Annotated in this window: 13 protein-coding genes; 6 read left to right on the forward strand and 7 right to left on the reverse strand. The window is 71.4% G+C overall.

The window, feature by feature from the left end:
- The first annotated feature begins 64 nt into the window (after nucleotides 1-64).
- Nucleotides 65-1,564, forward strand: a complete 1,500-nt coding sequence (locus tag HL658_RS14185; RefSeq protein WP_180282747.1) for an aldehyde dehydrogenase family protein — start codon at nucleotides 65-67, stop codon at nucleotides 1,562-1,564.
- Nucleotides 1,565-1,585: 21 nt separating this feature from the next.
- Complete coding sequence (locus HL658_RS14190) at nucleotides 1,586-2,233, forward strand: SRPBCC family protein (protein WP_180282748.1); 648 nt, start codon at nucleotides 1,586-1,588, stop codon at nucleotides 2,231-2,233.
- Here HL658_RS14190 and HL658_RS14195 read toward each other — a convergent pair.
- From HL658_RS14195 to HL658_RS14220, 6 genes are all read right to left on the reverse strand, one after another.
- Complete coding sequence (locus HL658_RS14195; RefSeq protein WP_180282749.1) at nucleotides 2,205-4,550, reverse strand: xanthine dehydrogenase family protein molybdopterin-binding subunit; 2,346 nt, start codon at nucleotides 4,548-4,550, stop codon at nucleotides 2,205-2,207. The two genes, HL658_RS14190 and HL658_RS14195, sit on opposite strands and share 29 nt — an antisense overlap.
- An 18-nt stretch (nucleotides 4,551-4,568) precedes the next feature.
- Nucleotides 4,569-5,060 carry a (2Fe-2S)-binding protein gene (locus tag HL658_RS14200; protein ID WP_180282750.1) on the reverse strand — a complete coding sequence of 164 codons (492 nt, stop codon included), beginning with the start codon at nucleotides 5,058-5,060 and terminating at the stop codon, nucleotides 4,569-4,571.
- A gap of 20 nt (nucleotides 5,061-5,080) precedes the next feature.
- Nucleotides 5,081-5,944 (reverse strand): FAD binding domain-containing protein, encoded by an 864-nt coding sequence (locus HL658_RS14205; RefSeq protein ID WP_180282751.1) that lies wholly within the window; start codon nucleotides 5,942-5,944, stop codon nucleotides 5,081-5,083.
- Between the two features lie 58 nt (nucleotides 5,945-6,002).
- Nucleotides 6,003-6,536: a cupin domain-containing protein gene (locus HL658_RS14210; RefSeq protein WP_180282752.1), complete on the reverse strand. Its 534-nt coding sequence runs from the start codon at nucleotides 6,534-6,536 to the stop codon at nucleotides 6,003-6,005.
- A 71-nt stretch (nucleotides 6,537-6,607) separates the two neighbouring features.
- Complete coding sequence (locus tag HL658_RS14215; RefSeq protein WP_180282753.1) at nucleotides 6,608-8,014, reverse strand: gamma-glutamyltransferase; 1,407 nt, start codon at nucleotides 8,012-8,014, stop codon at nucleotides 6,608-6,610.
- A complete protein-coding gene (locus HL658_RS14220) occupies nucleotides 8,011-9,471 on the reverse strand; it encodes an aldehyde dehydrogenase family protein (RefSeq protein WP_180282754.1) in 1,461 nt (486 codons plus the stop codon). Before HL658_RS14220 ends, HL658_RS14215 begins: the two co-directional genes overlap by 4 nt.
- A 164-nt stretch (nucleotides 9,472-9,635) precedes the next feature.
- On the opposite strand from HL658_RS14220, the gene HL658_RS14225 reads away from it, so the two are divergent.
- Together HL658_RS14225 and HL658_RS14230 are read left to right on the forward strand one after the other, a co-directional pair.
- Nucleotides 9,636-10,436 carry an aspartate dehydrogenase domain-containing protein gene (locus HL658_RS14225; RefSeq protein WP_180282755.1) on the forward strand — a complete coding sequence of 267 codons (801 nt, stop codon included), beginning with the start codon at nucleotides 9,636-9,638 and terminating at the stop codon, nucleotides 10,434-10,436.
- Between the two features lie 25 nt (nucleotides 10,437-10,461).
- Nucleotides 10,462-11,136 carry a TetR/AcrR family transcriptional regulator gene (locus HL658_RS14230; protein WP_180282756.1) on the forward strand — a complete coding sequence of 225 codons (675 nt, stop codon included), beginning with the start codon at nucleotides 10,462-10,464 and terminating at the stop codon, nucleotides 11,134-11,136.
- On the opposite strand, the gene HL658_RS14235 is transcribed toward HL658_RS14230, so the two are convergent.
- Nucleotides 11,051-12,040 carry a ferritin family protein gene (locus HL658_RS14235; RefSeq protein ID WP_180282757.1) on the reverse strand — a complete coding sequence of 330 codons (990 nt, stop codon included), beginning with the start codon at nucleotides 12,038-12,040 and terminating at the stop codon, nucleotides 11,051-11,053. The two genes, HL658_RS14230 and HL658_RS14235, sit on opposite strands and share 86 nt — an antisense overlap.
- A gap of 166 nt (nucleotides 12,041-12,206) precedes the next feature.
- On the opposite strand from HL658_RS14235, the gene HL658_RS14240 reads away from it, so the two are divergent.
- Nucleotides 12,207-14,492: a NosR/NirI family protein gene (locus HL658_RS14240; RefSeq protein WP_180282758.1), complete on the forward strand. Its 2,286-nt coding sequence runs from the start codon at nucleotides 12,207-12,209 to the stop codon at nucleotides 14,490-14,492.
- A 25-nt stretch (nucleotides 14,493-14,517) separates the two neighbouring features.
- Nucleotides 14,518-16,449 (forward strand): TAT-dependent nitrous-oxide reductase, encoded by a 1,932-nt coding sequence (gene nosZ / locus HL658_RS14245; protein WP_180282759.1) that lies wholly within the window; start codon nucleotides 14,518-14,520, stop codon nucleotides 16,447-16,449.
- Nucleotides 16,450-16,503 lie beyond the last annotated feature (54 nt).

Genomic DNA, 16,503 nt, shown 5'->3' on the forward strand with positions numbered 1-16,503 from the left:
GCTTTACCGCCCGGCTTTGGCAACGCCGCGGTGGCGGGGTTGGAGACACGAAGGAAAAAAGACCATGACCCAGGTATCCGGGACCCAGGTATCCGGGCGCGCCCGCGCGCCGGCGGATGTGCTGCCGGCCGAGCGCCGGCTGTTCTACGGCGGCGCCTTCCATTCCGCCGCCGGCGGCGGCCGCATGGCCTTGCTCAACCCCGCCACCGGCGCTGGGCTGGGCGAAGTGGAGGAGGCCGCGGCGGCCGACGTCGAGGCGGCCGTGGCCGCCGCCGCCGCGGCCTTTCCCGTATGGCGCGACCTGAAGCCGCTGGAGCGCGCCGACCGGCTGCGGGCGTTGGCCGCGGCGCTGCGCGAGCATGCGGAGGAGTTCGCGCTGATCGACGCCATCGACTGCGGCAACCCGGTCGCCGAGATGCTGCGCGACGTGGAGATGGGGGCACGCGGGCTGGAGTTCTTCGCCGGGCTGGTGACTGAGGTGAAGGGCGAGACGATCCCGGTCGGCCCCGGCTTCCTGAACTACACGCTGCGGGAGCCGCTGGGCGTGGTCGCCCGCGTCATCGCCTACAACCACCCGATCATGTTCGCGACGATGCGCTGCGCGGCCCCGCTCGCCGCCGGCAACACGCTGATCGTCAAGCCGGCGGAGCAGGCACCCCTGTCCGCCCTGCGGCTGGCCGAGCTGATCCGCGACCGCGACCTGCTGCCGCCCGGCGTCTACAACGTGCTGACCGGCGGCCGTGCCTGCGGGGAGGCGCTGTCCACCCATCCCGGCATCGCCCGCGTCGCGCTGATCGGCAGCGTTCCGACCGGCAAGGCGATCCTGCGCGCCGCCGCCGACACGGTGAAGAGCGTCGGGCTGGAGATGGGCGGCAAGAACGCGCTGATCGCCTTCCCCGACGCCGACCTGGACAAGCTGGCGGCGGGTGCGGTCGCCGGCATGAACCTGACCTGGTCGGGCCAGTCCTGCGGCTCGACCAGCCGCGTCTTCCTGCACGACAGCCACCACGACGCCGTGCTGGAGCGGATCGTCGCCGGCTGCGCCCACTACCGGCCGGGCGATCCCGCCGACCCCGCCACCACCATGGGCCCGCTGATCAGCCGCGCCCAGTACGACAAGGTGCTGCGCTACATCGGCTACGGCCGGGAGGAGGGTGCGCGCCTCGTCACCGGCGGCGGCCCCATCACGGCGCCGGGGCTGGAGGGTGGTTTCTTCGTCGAGCCGACCGTCTTCGCCGACGTGACCATGGGGATGCGCATCGCGCGCGAGGAAATCTTCGGCCCCGTGCTGTCGGTGTTCCGCTGGCGCGACGAGGAGGAGCTGTACCGGCAGGTGAACGCCACCGACTACGGCCTCAGCGCCGCCATCTTCACCCGCGACCTCGACACCGCCCACCGCGCCGCGGCGCGCGTCCAGGCCGGCTATGTCTGGGTGAACCACGCCGGCCCTCATTTCGTCGGCGTGCCCTTCGGTGGCTACAAGCAGTCCGGCATGGGCCGCGAGGAGAGCATCGAGGAGCTGTACGCCTGCACGCAGGTGAAGAACGTCAACATCCGCTTCTGAGCGATCGGGGACCAGAGGGTTATGAACATCCACAACCGTTTCGAGGTGCCGCTTCCGCCGGATCAGGCCTGGGCCGTCCTGCTGGACATCCCGCGGATCGCGCCCTGCATGCCGGGCGCCAGGCTCATCTCCGTAGACGGCGACGACGCCTACACCGGGGAGGTGCAGGTGCGTTTGGGGCCGGTGGTGATGAGCTTCCGCGGGCAGGCGCGCATCACCTCCAAGGACGAGGCGAACCGCAGCGCCACTGTGCGGGCGGAAGGGCGTGACCAGAAGGGGCGCGGCGGGGCAACCGCCGACGTGACCTTCCGGATGGTGCCGGCCGGCGCCGGCACGGCCGTCGAGATCGACACCGCGCTCACCCTGTCCGGCTCGGTCGCGCAGTACGGGCGCGGTGCCGGCATGATCAACGACCTCGCCAACCACCTGATCGGCCAGTTCGCCGGCAACCTGCGCAAGGAGCTGGACGCGGCACGGCCGGCGCCCGTGGAGACACCGGCCGTTGTCGCGGAACCGGTGACGGGTGAAACCGCTCAGGTGGCAGCCGCGGCGCCCGCCGTCGCACCCGCCCAGGCCCAGCCGGAAGCCAGCCCCATCTCCGGCTTCCGGCTCGGCCTGTGGCTGGCGTGGCGCCAGTTTCTCAGGCTGATCGGCCGCAATCCCGCATGATCTGGTAGAGCCGGTGGGGGGAGAGCGGCACCTCCCCCAGCCGGATGCCCGGCTCCCGCAGCGCGTCCTCCACCGCGGAGATGATGGCGGCGGCGGCCGGCACGGTGCCGGCCTCCCCAACCCCCTTGACGCCCAGCGGGTTGAGCGGGCTGGGATACTCGACGAGATGGACCTCGATCGGCGGGATCTCGGTGCAGGTGGGCAGCAGATACTCGGCCAGCGTGGTGGTGATGGGCTGGGCGCGGTCGTCGTAGCCCATCCACTCGAACAGCGCGTTGCCGATCCCGTGCACCACGCCACCGACGATCTGCCCCTCCACCAGCATCGGGTTGATCGCCCGGCCGCAGTCGTTGACGACCACGTAGCGCAGCAGCTTGACGTTGCCGGTGCCGGTGTCGACCTCCGCCTCCACCGCATGGGCGGCCATGCCGTAGGTGAGGCCGGTGGGAAGGAAGGGGTCCTGCCCCTCCAGCCCCGGCTCGGCGCCCTTGGGCAGGGCGTAGCCGGGCACGCCCGAGACGACCTCCGCCACCGCCTTCAGGGTGATCGCGCGGTCGGTGCCCTTCACCCGCACCTCGCCGTTCACCAGCTCCAGGTCGCCTTCCGGCGCTTCCAGCAGCTCCGAGGCGACCGTCAGCACCTTGCGGCGGACGACCGCCGCCGCCTGATGGACGGACGAGCCGGCGGTGACCGTCTGCCGGCTCGCGAAGCCGCCCAGCCCCAGCGGGATGGTGCCGGTGTCGCCGCAGATGACGGTGATCTGGTCGGGCGCCACGCCGAGCTGGTCGGCGGTGATCTGGGCGAGCGCCGTCTTCAGCCCCTGCCCCATCGGCATGGCGCCGGTGTAGACCGACACCCGGCCCGACTTGCCGATGCGAACGAGACCGGATTCGTAGGGCCCGCGTCCCGTGCCCTTGATGCCGCAGGCGATGCCGATGCCGAGCGTCCGCCCCTCCTCTGCCGCCGCGGCGCGGCGCGCCTCGAACCCGGCGTAATCGATCCGTTCCAGCGCCTGGGCGAAGATCGCCGGGAAGTCGCCGCTGTCGTAGAGGATGGCGGAGCCGGAGCGGGACGCCATCGGTGTGCGGTAGGGCATCGCCTCCCCTGGCACGAGGTTGCGCCGCCGCACCTCCGCCCGGTCGAGCCCCAGCTCGCGCGCGATGGCGTCGAGCAGCCGTTCCATCGCGAAGGTGCCCTCCGGATAGCCGGCCCCGCGCACGGGGATGGTCGGCACCTTGTTGGTGGCCGTCACGAACACGTCGAGATCGTAGGCCGGCAGCACGTACGGGCCGGGGAAGGCGGTGGACGCGTTGTAGGCGAGGTTGATCCCCTGCGGCACATAGGCCCCGGCGTCGCTCACCATGCGCCCGCGCACCGCCAGCAGCCGCCCGTCCGCGTCCACCGCCGCCTCGAAATCCCAATACTGGTCGCGCTCCTGGATGGCGGCCAGGAAATGCTCCCGCCGGTCCTCCACCCATTTGATGGGCAGGCCGGTCAGCAGGGAGGCCGCGGCGACCGCGATCTCCTCGGGGTAGAACAGATATTTGGCGCCGAAGCCGCCGCCCACGTCGGGCGTCACCACGCGCACGCCGTTCTCGTCGCGGCCCAGCAGCTCCACCAGGAAACCGCGCGCCTCGTGCGCGAGCTGGGTGGAGGACCAGACGGTGAGCTGGTCTGCGAAACGGTCGAAGGAGGCGACGACCCCGCGCCCCTCGATGGGGTGCGCGCCGCCACGGTGCTGCTTCAGCGACAGGGACAGCCGGTGCGCGGCGGCGGCGAAGCCGGCGTCGGCATCGCCGTACGCCTGTCGGAAGCGGCTGAACACGTTGTCGGCACGGCCCGCGTACACCCGAGGGCCCGCTTCGTCCAGCGCATCGCGGCAGTCGGCGACGGGGTCCAGCTCCTCGATGTCGAGGTCGATGAGGGCGGCGGCGTCCTCGGCGATGGCGCGGCTGTCGGCGACCACCAGCGCGATGGTCTCGCCCACATACACCACCTCGCCCTCGTTGAGGACGAAGGGGGTGATGCCGGTCGGCAGGGTGGCGCTGCGGAACTGCAGCGGCAGCCGGTCGGCGGTCAGCACCGGCCGCAGGTCGGCCAGCGTCAGCACGGCGCGCACGCCGGGCAGGGTGCGCGCGGTCTCGGTGTCGATGCGGCGGATGCGCCCGTGCGCGACGGGTGAGCGCAGGAAGGCGGCGTGCGTCTGGCCGGGCAGGGACAGGTCGTCCAGGAAGCGGCCCTGGCCGCGGATCAGCGCCGGGTCTTCCAGGCGACGGACGGAACGGCCGATCATCGCCTCGGGCTTGGCGTCGGGCATGGCGGGTCCTTGTCCTGGTCAGGCGCCGCGGACGCCCGACACAGCCTTCGCGGCGGTCAGGGCGGCCTTGACGATGTTCTGGTAGCCGGTGCAGCGGCAGAGGTTGCCGGACAGCGCCTCGCGCATCTCCGCCTCGTCGGCGTCGGGCGTGTCGTTCAGCACCTCCACCAACGTCATCAGGATGCCGGGGGTGCAGAAGCCGCATTGCAGCGCGTGCGCCTCCACGAAGGCGGCCTGGAGCGGGTGCAGCGTGCCGTCGGCCGCCGCCAGCCCTTCCACGGTGCGCACCTCGGCGCCGTCCGCCTGGGCGGCCAGCATCAGGCAGCCGCGCACGGCGCGGCCGTCCACCAGCACGGTGCAGGCGCCGCAGACGCCGTGCTCGCACCCCACATGGGTGCCGGTCAGCCCAAGCTCGTGGCGCAGGAAGTCGGCCAGATGCGTGCGCGGCTCGCAACGCCCCTGGAACGTACGGCCGTTCACCCGCAGGGCCACGGCGATGGTGTCGTCCATTCTGATCCCTCGTCCCCTGGTCAGGCGGCCGGCCGCGCCACGGCCTGGGCGAGCGCCCGGCCGGTCAGCACCCGGGCCAGATGCCGGCGGTAATCGGCGCCGGCGTGCGCGTCGTCCATCGCCTCGATCCTCTCGGCGAAGGCGGCGGCCTCGGTGAAGTCCTCCGAAGTGCCGCGGCTGCCGGTCAGCCGAGCCTCGGCGTCGGGCAAGCGCAGCGGTGCCGCACCGACTCCGCCCAGCACCAGCGCCGCGCGGTCGATGCGGCCGTCCGGCCCGTAACCAAGCAGGCAGGCGGCGGACACCACGGCGAAATCGCCGTGCCGGCGCGAGAACTCCACGAAGCCGAAGGCGGTGCGCCCGGTCCAGGGCGTGAAGGTCACCGCCGTCAACGCCTCGTCCGGCTCCAGCGCCGGGGTCATGTAGAAGGCGGGAAACTCGGCCATCGCGATGCTGCGCTCGCCGCGGACGGAGATCGCCGACACCTCGGCGTCGTACAGCATGGCGATGGCGGGCAGCTCCGCCGCCGGGTCGAGGTGGCAGAGGCTGCCGCCGATGGTGCCGCGGTTGCGGGTCTGGATGTGCCCGACCCAGCGCAGCGCCTCGCGCATCACCGGCAGGTGGCGGGCGACGACGGGGGAGCGTTCGAGGTCGCGCTGGCGGGTCATGCCGCCGATGCGCACGCGACCGCCCTCCTCCGCGATGCCGGCGAGCGTGTCGATCCGGTTGAGGTCGATCACGTCGTCGGGCATCACGTAGCGCAGGTTCAGCATCGGCATCAGCGACTGGCCACCGGACAGCAGGCGCGCACCCGGCCGCTCGGCCAGGAGCCCGACCGCGTCGGCGACGCTGCGTGGGGCGTGGTAGCGGAAGGGTGCTGGCTTCATGGCGCTCCACCGGTGCCTTGGGACCGTCCGGGCGCCGGGCCCGGCGGTCCCCGCGGGATCAGGACGACGGCGTCAGGTGCGCGTCGCGGCGCTCGTACAGCGACGCGTCGGCGTAGCCCATGGTCTCCGGCTTCGCGCGGCCCAGCATGACCTGGAAGTACACCGGCTCCAAGCTGTCGTTGACGTAGCCATGGATGACGCCCGGCGGGCAGGAGATGGTCTCCCACTGGCCGAGCCGGCTGGTCAGCCGGTTGCCCTGCTCGTCCTCGATGAAGACGGTCAGGAAGCCCTGGAGCACGAAGAACACCTCCTCCACCTCGTGGGTGTGGGCGGCGTTGCCCTGGCCGGGCGGCACGAACATGATGGACAGGGTGAAGCCGCGCGCCGGGATCACACTGGTGTCGCCGTGCTTGCCGGACCCGCCGGCCCCGATGAAGCGGTGCTGGGCACGCTTGTAGCCTTCGATCCTGGCATCCTCGAAGGCGGCCCAGTCGGGGGTCTTGTCGCGGAAGCGCCCGACGTAACGGTCCATGATCTCCTGCAGGCTGGCGTTCTCCAGCTCCTTCGGGCGGGGATGGCGGGCGACGGACATGGTGATTCCTTTCGGTGTTTGTTTGGCCGGTGTTTGTCCGGCCGGTGTTTGTCCGGTGGTGCCGGTCCGCGTCAGCGGAGCGCCGCGGCGTCGCCGAAGGCGAGGGCCAGGGCGCCGGTGCGCGGGTCGGCGGCGGCCGACAGGCCGTCCGGCCGATCGGCGATGACCTGTTCGACGGACCGCAGGCCGAGATGGGGGACAGGCTTTCCACCCAGCGCCGCGGCCTGCGGGTGGTCCTCCTCGACCATCAGCCCGCCGTCCTTGGCGAAGCCCCAGCGCGGGCGCAGCACGGCGTCCAGCGGGTCACCGCCGTTGTCGAGCAGGGCGAGGATGGACTGGAGGTTCCAGCCGGCCTGGTTCTCCCCGCCCGGTGTACCGCCCCAGAAGGACGCGGCTCCGGTGCGCAGGTGCCAGGCGTGCAGCGTCGTCGCCGGACGGCGGCCGGCGCGCGGCGCGTTCCAGTGGCCGGCCGGGGCGTCGAGCGCGAAGCCGCGGCCGGGCCGGTTGTTGAGCACGAGGTCGAACTCGTCCACGACAACCCCCGCCCCGTATTGCGGGAAGGAGTTGGAATGGACCAGCACCACCCGGTTGCCCAGCGTGTCGGCGGCGGTGACCACGCTGGTGCCGCCGGTCGCCCGCGCGTCGAAGCGGGCGCGGGCGGCGTGCAGCGCGTCGAGCGGGGCCATGCCTTCGGCGAGGGCGCCCGCCAGGGCGTTGGCGAGCACCGCACCGTGGGTGGGGTGCGGCGTCGCCCACAGCTCCACGCCCGGCGCCAACACCACGCGCAGAGGCTCCTCCGGTTCGGCGGCGGGCGCGCGCAGGTCGGCTGCGCTCAGCAACCCGCCGGCCGGACCCAGCCGCGCCAGCAGCGCGTCGCCGATGGCGCCGTGGAACAGCGCGCCGCGCTCGACGGCGAAGGCGTCCAGCAGGTCCGCAGCCCGTGGCAGGTGCAGCGCCTCGCCCGCAGCCGGCAGCCGGCCGTCGGGCAGGAAGGGCATCGCTCCGTTCCAGCGCCGCAGCAGCGGCTCGGCCTCTTTGGTGAGGGTCACGGCGATGGGCAGCCACGTCACCCCCCGCCGCGCCATACCGATGGCCGGCGCGACCAACCGGTCGAGCGGCAGCATCCCGCGCTCCGCCAGCCACGCGTAACCGGCCGGCGCGCCGGGAGCTCCGACGGATGCCGGGCCCGTCGGAGTGAGCCGCGGGGCGCCGGGGTCGTCGAGCGCCGCCGGGCCGGGGCCGATGGAGAGCAGCGCCTGAACCGGCCCGCCGGCCGCCTGGACCAGCGCCACCACGTCGCCGGCCAGCCCGCACTTCATCGGCAGCCAGACCGTTTCCACCATGGCCGCGGCGACGGCGGCGTCGAAGGCGTTGCCGCCGTCGGCCAGCGCCGCGATGCCGGCCTCGGCGGCGGCGGGCACCGCGGCGGTGACGACGGCGCCCGTCACCGTGTTGCGGGAGGTCACGGCGGCGCTCATCGGCCCGCCGACAGGCGCATGCCGGTGAACTTCCAGGTCGTGCATTCTTCCATCGCGTAGGTCACGCCCTCGCGCCCGGTGCCGCTTTTGCCGAAGCCGCCGAACGGGTAGCTGTCGAGCCGGAAGCGGCTGGCCTCGTTGATCCAGACCGAGCCGACCTGAAGCTCGCGGCTCATCCGCATGGCGGTGTCGAGGGAGCGGGTGAAGCAGGCGCCCTGGAGCCCGTACTCGCAGTCGTTGGCGAGCGCCAGCGCCGCATCCACGTCGGGCACCGGCAGCAGCACGGCCACCGGCCCGAAGATCTCCTCGCGGACCAGGACGGAGGCTTGCGGCGCGCGGCTTACCACCGTCGGCGCGATCAGGCAGCCGCGGCGGTCGGGACCGGTCAGCAGCCGGGCGCCGTCGGCGACGGCGGCGTCGATCATCCCGCAGATGCGGTCGGCGGCGCGCGCGTGCACCACGGGCCCGAGGTCGGTGTCGGGGTCGTCGGGATCGCCGGCCTTCAGGCGTCGGGCGCCTTCCACGAAGGCCTCGGCGAAGGCGTCGAACAGCGGCTCCTCCACGATGATGCGCTGGGTGGAGATGCACTGCTGGCCGCTCGCCTCGAAGGCGGAGGGAAGGATGCGGGCGACCGCGTCGGGCAGGTCGGCGTCGGCGCAGACGATATTGGGGGAGTTGCCACCCAGCTCGCCCAGGAAGCGCTTGGCACCGGCGGCCCGCGCCAGCGCCTCGCCGGCGGCGGTGCCGCCGGTGACCGTCACCACCGCCACGTCGGGATGGGCGGCGAGCGCCAGCGCCTCCTCCGCCCCGCCGAGCACGACCGAGAACAAGCCCGCCGGCAGGCCGGCTTCGGCGAACAGCCGGGCGATCTCCAGCGCCACGGCGGCGCCCTCGGGCGCCGGCTTGACGACCACGGCGTTGCCGGTGACGATGGCCGGCGCCACCTTCTGGACCAACAGGTTGGCCGGCGCGTTGAAGGGCGTGACGGCGGCGACGACGCCCAGCGGCACCCGTTCGGCAAAGCCGAAGCGGCCGGCACCGGCGGGCGTGCCGTCGAGCGGCACCGTTTCCCCATGCAGATGATGGATGGCACCGGCGCAGGCCCGGATGAAGGCCGCCGAACGGCCGACCTCGAAACCGGCGGCGCGTCGCGGTTTGCCGATGGCGCGCACCATCAGGTCGGTCAGCGCGGGGGCTGCGGCGGCGATGGCGTCGGCGGCGGCCAGCAGCCAGCCGGCGCGCGTCGCCCGGCTCTCCCAGCGGCTCGCCAGGAAGGCTTCCCGCGCCCGCGCGACGGCGGCGTTCACCGCGTCCGCCCCGCCACGGGCAAGGCGGTGGACGGGCTCGTCCCGCCAGGGGTCGATGACCATGATGTCGTCGCCGGCGGACGCGCCCTGGAACGGGGAACCGGCGACCGCCGAATGCAGGCGTGGTATGCTGCGCGCGTGCTGCGCCATGCGCCTCTGACCCTCCGGTGTCCCTGCGACCCGCTGGCGCATGCGGCCGCGGGCTGATTGTCTTGCTTGTTTATAACTAACCAGTTAGATAATCGGTGTCAAACGGAAACGGCCGGCGCCGGGCGCACGCCCGCGCGCTGCGGAAAGTCGGGGGAGAATCAAGGATGCGCCGGGACATGGCGACGGTCGGGCTGATCGGCCGCGGGGCGATCGGTGGCCCCATCATCGAGGCGCTGGCCGCCGGTTCGGTGCCCGGCCACCGGCTGGGATCCGTCCTCGTGCGGAGCCCGGCCAAGGAGTACGAGACCGACCGTCTTGAGGCCCTTCTCGCCGCCCGCCCGTCGCTGGTGATCGAGGCGGCGGGCCAGGACGCGTTGCGCCAGCATGGGGAGGCGGTGCTGCGCGCCGGCATCGACCTGCTGGTCTTCTCCATCGGCGCGCTCGCCGACGCGGAGCTCGAGGCCGTCCTGCACGGGGCCGCGCGCGGCGGTGGCCGGCTGCTGCTCAGCACCGGGGCGGTCGGTGGGCTCGACGCGCTGAAGGCGCTGCGGGAGGCGGGCGCGATCGACAGCGTGCGCCTGCACTCCACCACCACCTGCGGCGCGCTGCTGCGGCCCTGGATGGACGAACGGCAGCAGGCCGCGTTGCGCGACGCCACCGCCCCCGTCCCGGTGTTCGAAGGCACGGCGCGGGAGGCGTGCCGGCTGTTCCCCGCCTCGGCCAACGTCTCGGCCGCCATCGCCCTGGCCTCGGTCGGGCTTGACCGGGTGACGGTGCAATTGGTAGGCGATCCACAGGCGACGGCGAAGCGTCACCGGATAGAGGCGGAGGGGGCCGACTCCCGCATCACGATGGTTGTCGAAAACCGGATCTCGGCGGACAACCCGCGCACCAGCCGCATCACGCCCTTCGCGGCGCTGCGCTGGCTGCGGGATCAGGCCGCCGACATCGTCGTCGGTGCGTAGTCTGGCGGGAGAACGGAAGGCGACGATGGCAGCATCACGAAGCAAGGCGAAGGCGGCCGAGACGGAAGCGGCGCCGGCGGCTGAGACCAAGCGCGACGCCGCGGCGACCCGCGAGCGCATCCTGGTGGCCGCGACGCAGGAGTTCGCCGACAAGGGTTACGACGGCGCGCGGGTGGACGAGATCATCCGTGTGTCGCAGGTGAACAAGAACTCGCTCTACCATTATTTCGGCAGCAAGGAGCAGCTCTTCACGGCGGTGCTGGAGCGCGTCTACGAGAACATCCGCGCCCGGCAGAGCGACCTGTCCATCCGCAGCATGTCGCCGGAGGAGGGCATGCGCACGCTGGTGGAGTTCACCGCCCGCATCTGGGAGGAGGTGCCGGAGTACAATCGCCTGCTCGCCAGCGAGAACCTGCACGAGGCCCGCCACGTCCGCCAGTCCGAACGCATCGTGCCCATGTACAACCCGCTGCTGGCGACCATCTGCGAACTGCTGAAGCGGGGGGAGGAGGCCGGCGTCTTCCGTGGCGGCATCGACCCGGTGGACCTCTACATCTCCATCACCGCCCTGTCAGCCCATTACATCTCCCACCGCCACACCTTCGAGGCGATCTTCAAGACCGAGCTGATGACCCCGGCCCGTCTGGAACAGCGGCGCCGGCACGCGGCCGACATGATCCTGCGCTACCTGAAGGCATAGCGTCCCCCCTTTCCACGGCAACCAGCCGCGCGGACAGCCGTGCGAGGTGGCCGACGGCGATCTCCTGGACGCGTTGGGCCTCCTCCAGGACAGCCTCGTCCCCGGCGGCCATGGCGGCATCGCCCATGGCCTCGGACAGCACCTCGCCGGGGCCCAGTGCTTCGCGCAGGAGTTCCGGCACGGAACCGCGGGCGGGGCCGGCATCGGGGATCGGGTCGACCCCCGCCAGCGCCGCCTCTTCCGCGGCCACCGTGTTGAGCAGTGCGGCGCTTTCTCCGTCGCCGGCAGCCTCCAGCGCCATAGCGATGGACCGGTGCCGTGACGCCGCGGTCGAGGCAAGGGTGCACAGCCGCGCCCGCAGCGCCGCGGCATCCAGCGGCACTGCGCCCGCTTCCTTGTCCCGCCACCCGTCCCGGAACGCGCGCCGTCGCTGGCGCCGGAGCAGGGCCGCGTGGCCGAGTTCCTCCAGCGCCAACCGTTCGGCGGCCCGGCGGGCCGCCGCATCGGCGGTCGTGCCCGCGATGTAGCTGTAGACGGCGAACGCCCGCATCTCGTTGAGAACGGCGACCGCCAGCGCCTGATAGGGCGTGATCCGCGTGCGGTCGGTCAACTCGTCCCAGGACTCCGCGATCTCCCGCGGCAGCGCCCAGGTGAAGGCCTGCGGGTCCGAAAGGGGCTGGCCGAGAGACCGCGCCCAGGCGGCGACGCCATCGACATGATCCCGCTCCACCTCCGCCAGCGCACGGAATGTCGCCGCGGGGGCGGCCATGCCGCGGCGGTGCATCAGGTCGGCCAATTGGCCGTAGCGCCGCACCGCCTCCGCCTCCAGCGCCGCTGCGAAGGCGAGGAGTTCGGCCGGCGTCGTGGCGCGGACGGAAGGCTCGTGTCTCAGAAGCTGTCTCATTGCCGTTCCCACCGTTCGGAAGACGCCGCCACCATCCATTGGGACGCCTGCTGCCGACTTGACCGCAGTCAAGAACCGGGCGGTCCGAATGCGGTCTACTGCGTTTACGCCCGATCGGCGCCCGTCCATGGGCGGGTCCGGGGCGACCGGAACCCGGCCCACACCCATGACGCTTCCGATCCACCCCATCCTTCGGCGCCTTCACCGCCTTCCCGTCATCGCCGCCCTGCTGGCGGCGGTGTTGGCGGCGGCACTCCCGTGCGTGCCGGTCCAAGCGGCGGAGCCGAAGCTGGCGACCTTCCTGGCGAGGGTTGCGCCGGCCGAGCTGTTCCCCGGTGCCGACCGCTTCGGCCCTCTGGAGCCGAACGCGCCGGCGGTGGCGGTGTATGCCGGAGACCGGCGGCTGGGCTACGCCTTCCTCAACGCCGACTTCGTCAACAGCACCGGCTATTCGGGCCGGCCGATCCATGTGGTGGTCGGCATCGGGCCGGACGCCCGCATCACCGGGGCGAAGCTGGTGGACCATCACGAGCCCATCGTCCTCATCGGCATCCCGCTCGACAAGATCACCACCTTCATCAACGGCTATGTCGGCCGCAGCGTGCTGGAGCTGACGGCCCAGAGCGCCAGCAGTCCGCCGGTGGACGTGGTGTCCGGCGCCACCGTGACCGTGCTGGTCATCGGCGATTCCATCGTGCGCTCCGGCAAACGGGTGGCCCAGGCCTTCGGGCTCGGTGGTGCCACGACCGATGCCGGGCCCACGGTCCGCAAGACGATCGACACGACGAAGACCGGCACGGCCGATTGGGAGACGCTGGTCGGCGACGGCTCCGTCCGGCGGCTGCACCTGACCGTCGGTGACGTGAACGCCGCCTTCGAGCGCACGGGCCGGGCCGACGCCATTGCGCGGCCGGAAGCGGGCGGCCCGGACGACGGCTTCATCGATCTGTACGCAGCCCTCGTCACCATCCCCACCATCGGCCGCAGCCTGCTGGGCGACGCGGGGTACGACGCGCTCGTGGCGCGGCTGGAACCGGGTCGCCACGCCATCGCGGTGGCGGGCAACGGGCGCTATTCCTTCAAGGGATCGGGCTATGTGCGCGGCGGCATCTTCGACCGGTTCGAGCTGATCCAGGGCGACGCCAGCACCCGCTTCCGCGACCGCACCCACACGCGGCTGGGTTCCTTCGCTGCCGCAGGCGCGCCGGACTTCGCCGAGGTCGGGCTGTTCGTCCTGCCCAAGGAGATGGAGTTCGACCCGGCCGCACCCTGGCGCCTCCAGCTCCTCGTCCAGCGGGCGGTGGCGGCGCTCGACAAGGCCTTCGTGACGGTCGATCTGGGTTACAACCCGCCCGAAAAGTACCTGAAGGCCGAACCGGTCGCTGCCGTGGTGCCGCCGCCGCCCGCCGTCGTCGCCGCGGTGCCGGCCGAAGAACCGGCCGAGATCCCGCTGTGGCAGCGGATTTGGGAGAACCGGCTGGCCGACATCGCCGTCGTCCTCACCGCCATCGGCGTGCTGACCCTGATCTTCTTCTTCCAGGATCCGCTGGTTCGCCGCCCGGTGCTGTACCAGCGTGTGCGCACGGGCTTCCTGCTCTTCACGCTGTTGTGGCTCGGCTGGTACGCGAACGCCCAGCTTTCGGTCGTCAACATCCTCACCTTCGCCAGCGCGCTGCGCACCGACTTCCAGTGGGACTATTTCCTCATGGACCCGCTGGTCTTCATCCTCTGGTTCTCGGTGGCGGCGTCGCTGCTGTTCTGGGGGCGGGGGGCGTTCTGCGGCTGGCTGTGCCCGTTCGGCGCCCTGCAGGAGCTGGCGACCAAGGCCGCCAAGGCCCTGCGCATCCCGCAGGTCACCGTGCCCTTCGGCCTCCACCAGCGGCTGTGGCCGATCAAGTACATGATCTTCCTCGTGCTGTTCGGCCTGTCGCTGCATTCGCTGGCGACGGCGGAGCGGGCGGCGGAGGTGGAGCCGTTCAAGACGGCCATCATCCTGCACTTCATGCGCGACTGGTGGTTCGTGCTGTTCGCGGTGGCGCTGCTGGCGGCCGGCCTGTTCATCGAGCGCTTCTTCTGCCGCTACCTGTGCCCGCTGGGTGCGGCACTGGCCATTCCCGCCCGGCTGCGCATGTTCGACTGGCTGCACCGCTACCGGGAATGCGGCAACCCGTGCCGGCGCTGCGCCAACGAATGCCCGGTCCAGGCCATCCATCCCGACGGCCGGATCAACCCCAACGAATGCATCCAGTGCCTCCACTGCCAGGTGCTCTACCACCACGACCGCAAATGCCCGGTGGTGATCCAGAAGCGCCTGAAGCGCGAGCGCCGCGATGCCGTGAACGCGACGGACCCCTCGGCGGCCAAGCCCCGCGCGGCGGTCCTGTCGACGGACCCCGCGACGGGCACCTTGACCGCCCGCCCGGGCCACGCGCTGAACACCCCCTCTTCCTGAGACGATACGAGCGAAGGAGCAGTCCATGACGGACCACAACGACAAGCCGGCGGGCGTCAACCGTCGCGACCTTCTGGGCGGCACCGCCAAGGCCGCGGCGCTGGCCGGCCTTACGGGCGCGGTCGGCGGCAGCGCGCTGACCATCGGCGGCCTGACCGCGACCGAAGCGCAGGCGGCCGGGGCCGGCAAGCAGACTTACGAGGTGAAGCCGGGCGACCTGGACGAATATTACGTCTTCCATTCCGGCGGCCATTCCGGCGAGATCCGCATCCTCGGCCTGCCCAGCATGCGCGAGCTGCACCGCATCGCGGTGTTCAACCGCTGCAGCGCGTCCGGCTGGGGACAGACCAACGAGAGCCTGAAGATCCTCACCGGCGGGCTCGGCGAGGACACGCGGAAGTTCCTGCAGAGCCGCGGCGGCAACTATCTCAACGGTGACCTGCACCACCCGCACATGTCCTTCACCAACGGCACCTACGACGGGCGCTACATCTTCGCCAACGACAAGGCGAACACCCGCGTGGTGCGCGTGCGCTGCGACATCATGAAGGCGGACAAGATCATCGAGGTTCCCAACGTCTCGGCGATCCACGGCCTGCGCCTCCAGAAATACCCGCGCACCGGCTACGTCTTCGCCAACGCCGAGCAGCTCATCCCCATGCCGAACGACGGCAAGGTGCTGGATGACCGCCGCAAGTACCGCACCCACTTCACCGCCATCGACGGCGACAGCATGACCGTCGCCTGGCAGGTCTGGGTCGACGGCAACCTCGACAACACCGAGGCCGACTACCAGGGCAAATACGCCTATTCCACCTGCTACAACTCCGAGGGCGGCGTGACGACCGCGGAGATGACGGCGAACGAGCAGGACTGGATCGTCATCTTCAACATCAAGCGCATCGAGGAGGCGGTGAAGGCCGGCAAGGCCACCATGATGAACGGCGTGCCGGTCGTCGATGGCCGCAAGGGCTCGCCCTTCACCCGCTACGTCCCGATCCCCAACAGCCCGCACGGCATCAACGCCGCCCCCGACGGCATCCACGTGACCGTCAACGGCAAGCTGTCGCCGACCGTGTCGGTGATGGACGTGCGTCTGCTGGACGACCTTTTCGACGACAAGCTCAAGCCCCGCGACGTGATCGTGGCGGAGCCGCAGCTCGGCCTCGGGCCTCTGCACACCGCCTATGACGGGCGCGGCAACGCCTACACCACCCTGTTCCTGGACAGCCAGGTGGTGAAGTGGAACATCGACAAGGCGCGCCGCGCCTTCAAGGGCGAGAAGGTCGATCCCATCGTCCAGAAGCTCGACGTCCACTACCAGCCGGGCCATCTGCACAGCTCCATGGGCCAGACCAGGGAGGCCGACGGCAAGTGGCTGATCGTGCTCAACAAGTTCTCCAAGGACCGCTTCCTCAACGTGGGTCCCAGCAAGCCGGAGAACGACCAGCTCATCGACATCTCCGGCGACGAGATGAAGCTGGTGCACGACGGCCCGACCTACGCCGAGCCGCACGACACGCTGATCGTCCACCGTTCCAAGGTGAACCCGAAGAGCGTCTTCGACCGCAACGACCCGATGTGGGAGGACGCCCGCAAACAGGCCAAGGCCGACGGCGTGTCGCTTGAGGACGACGCCACGGTCATCCGCGACGGCAACAAGGTCCGCGTCTACATGTGGCAGCGCGCACCCGCCTTCGGGCTGGAGGAGTTCACGGTGAAGCAGGGCGACGAGGTCACCCTCTACCTCACCAACATGGACGATGTGGACGACCTGACGCACGGCTTCACCCTGACCAACCACGGCATCGCCATGGAGATCGGGCCGCAGCAGACCAGCTCGGTCACCTTCACCGCCGACCGGCCGGGCGTGCACTGGTACTACTGCCAGTGGTTCTGCCACGCGCTGCACATGGAAATGGGCGGCCGCATGATCGTCGAGCCGCGCAACACCTGACGAGGGACGTCGTCGCGTCGCGCCCCCACCCCGACCCTACCCCGCGAAGTGGGA

The organism is Azospirillum oleiclasticum (assembly GCF_013423485.1).
In the GTDB taxonomy this organism is placed as follows: domain Bacteria; phylum Pseudomonadota; class Alphaproteobacteria; order Azospirillales; family Azospirillaceae; genus Azospirillum; species Azospirillum oleiclasticum.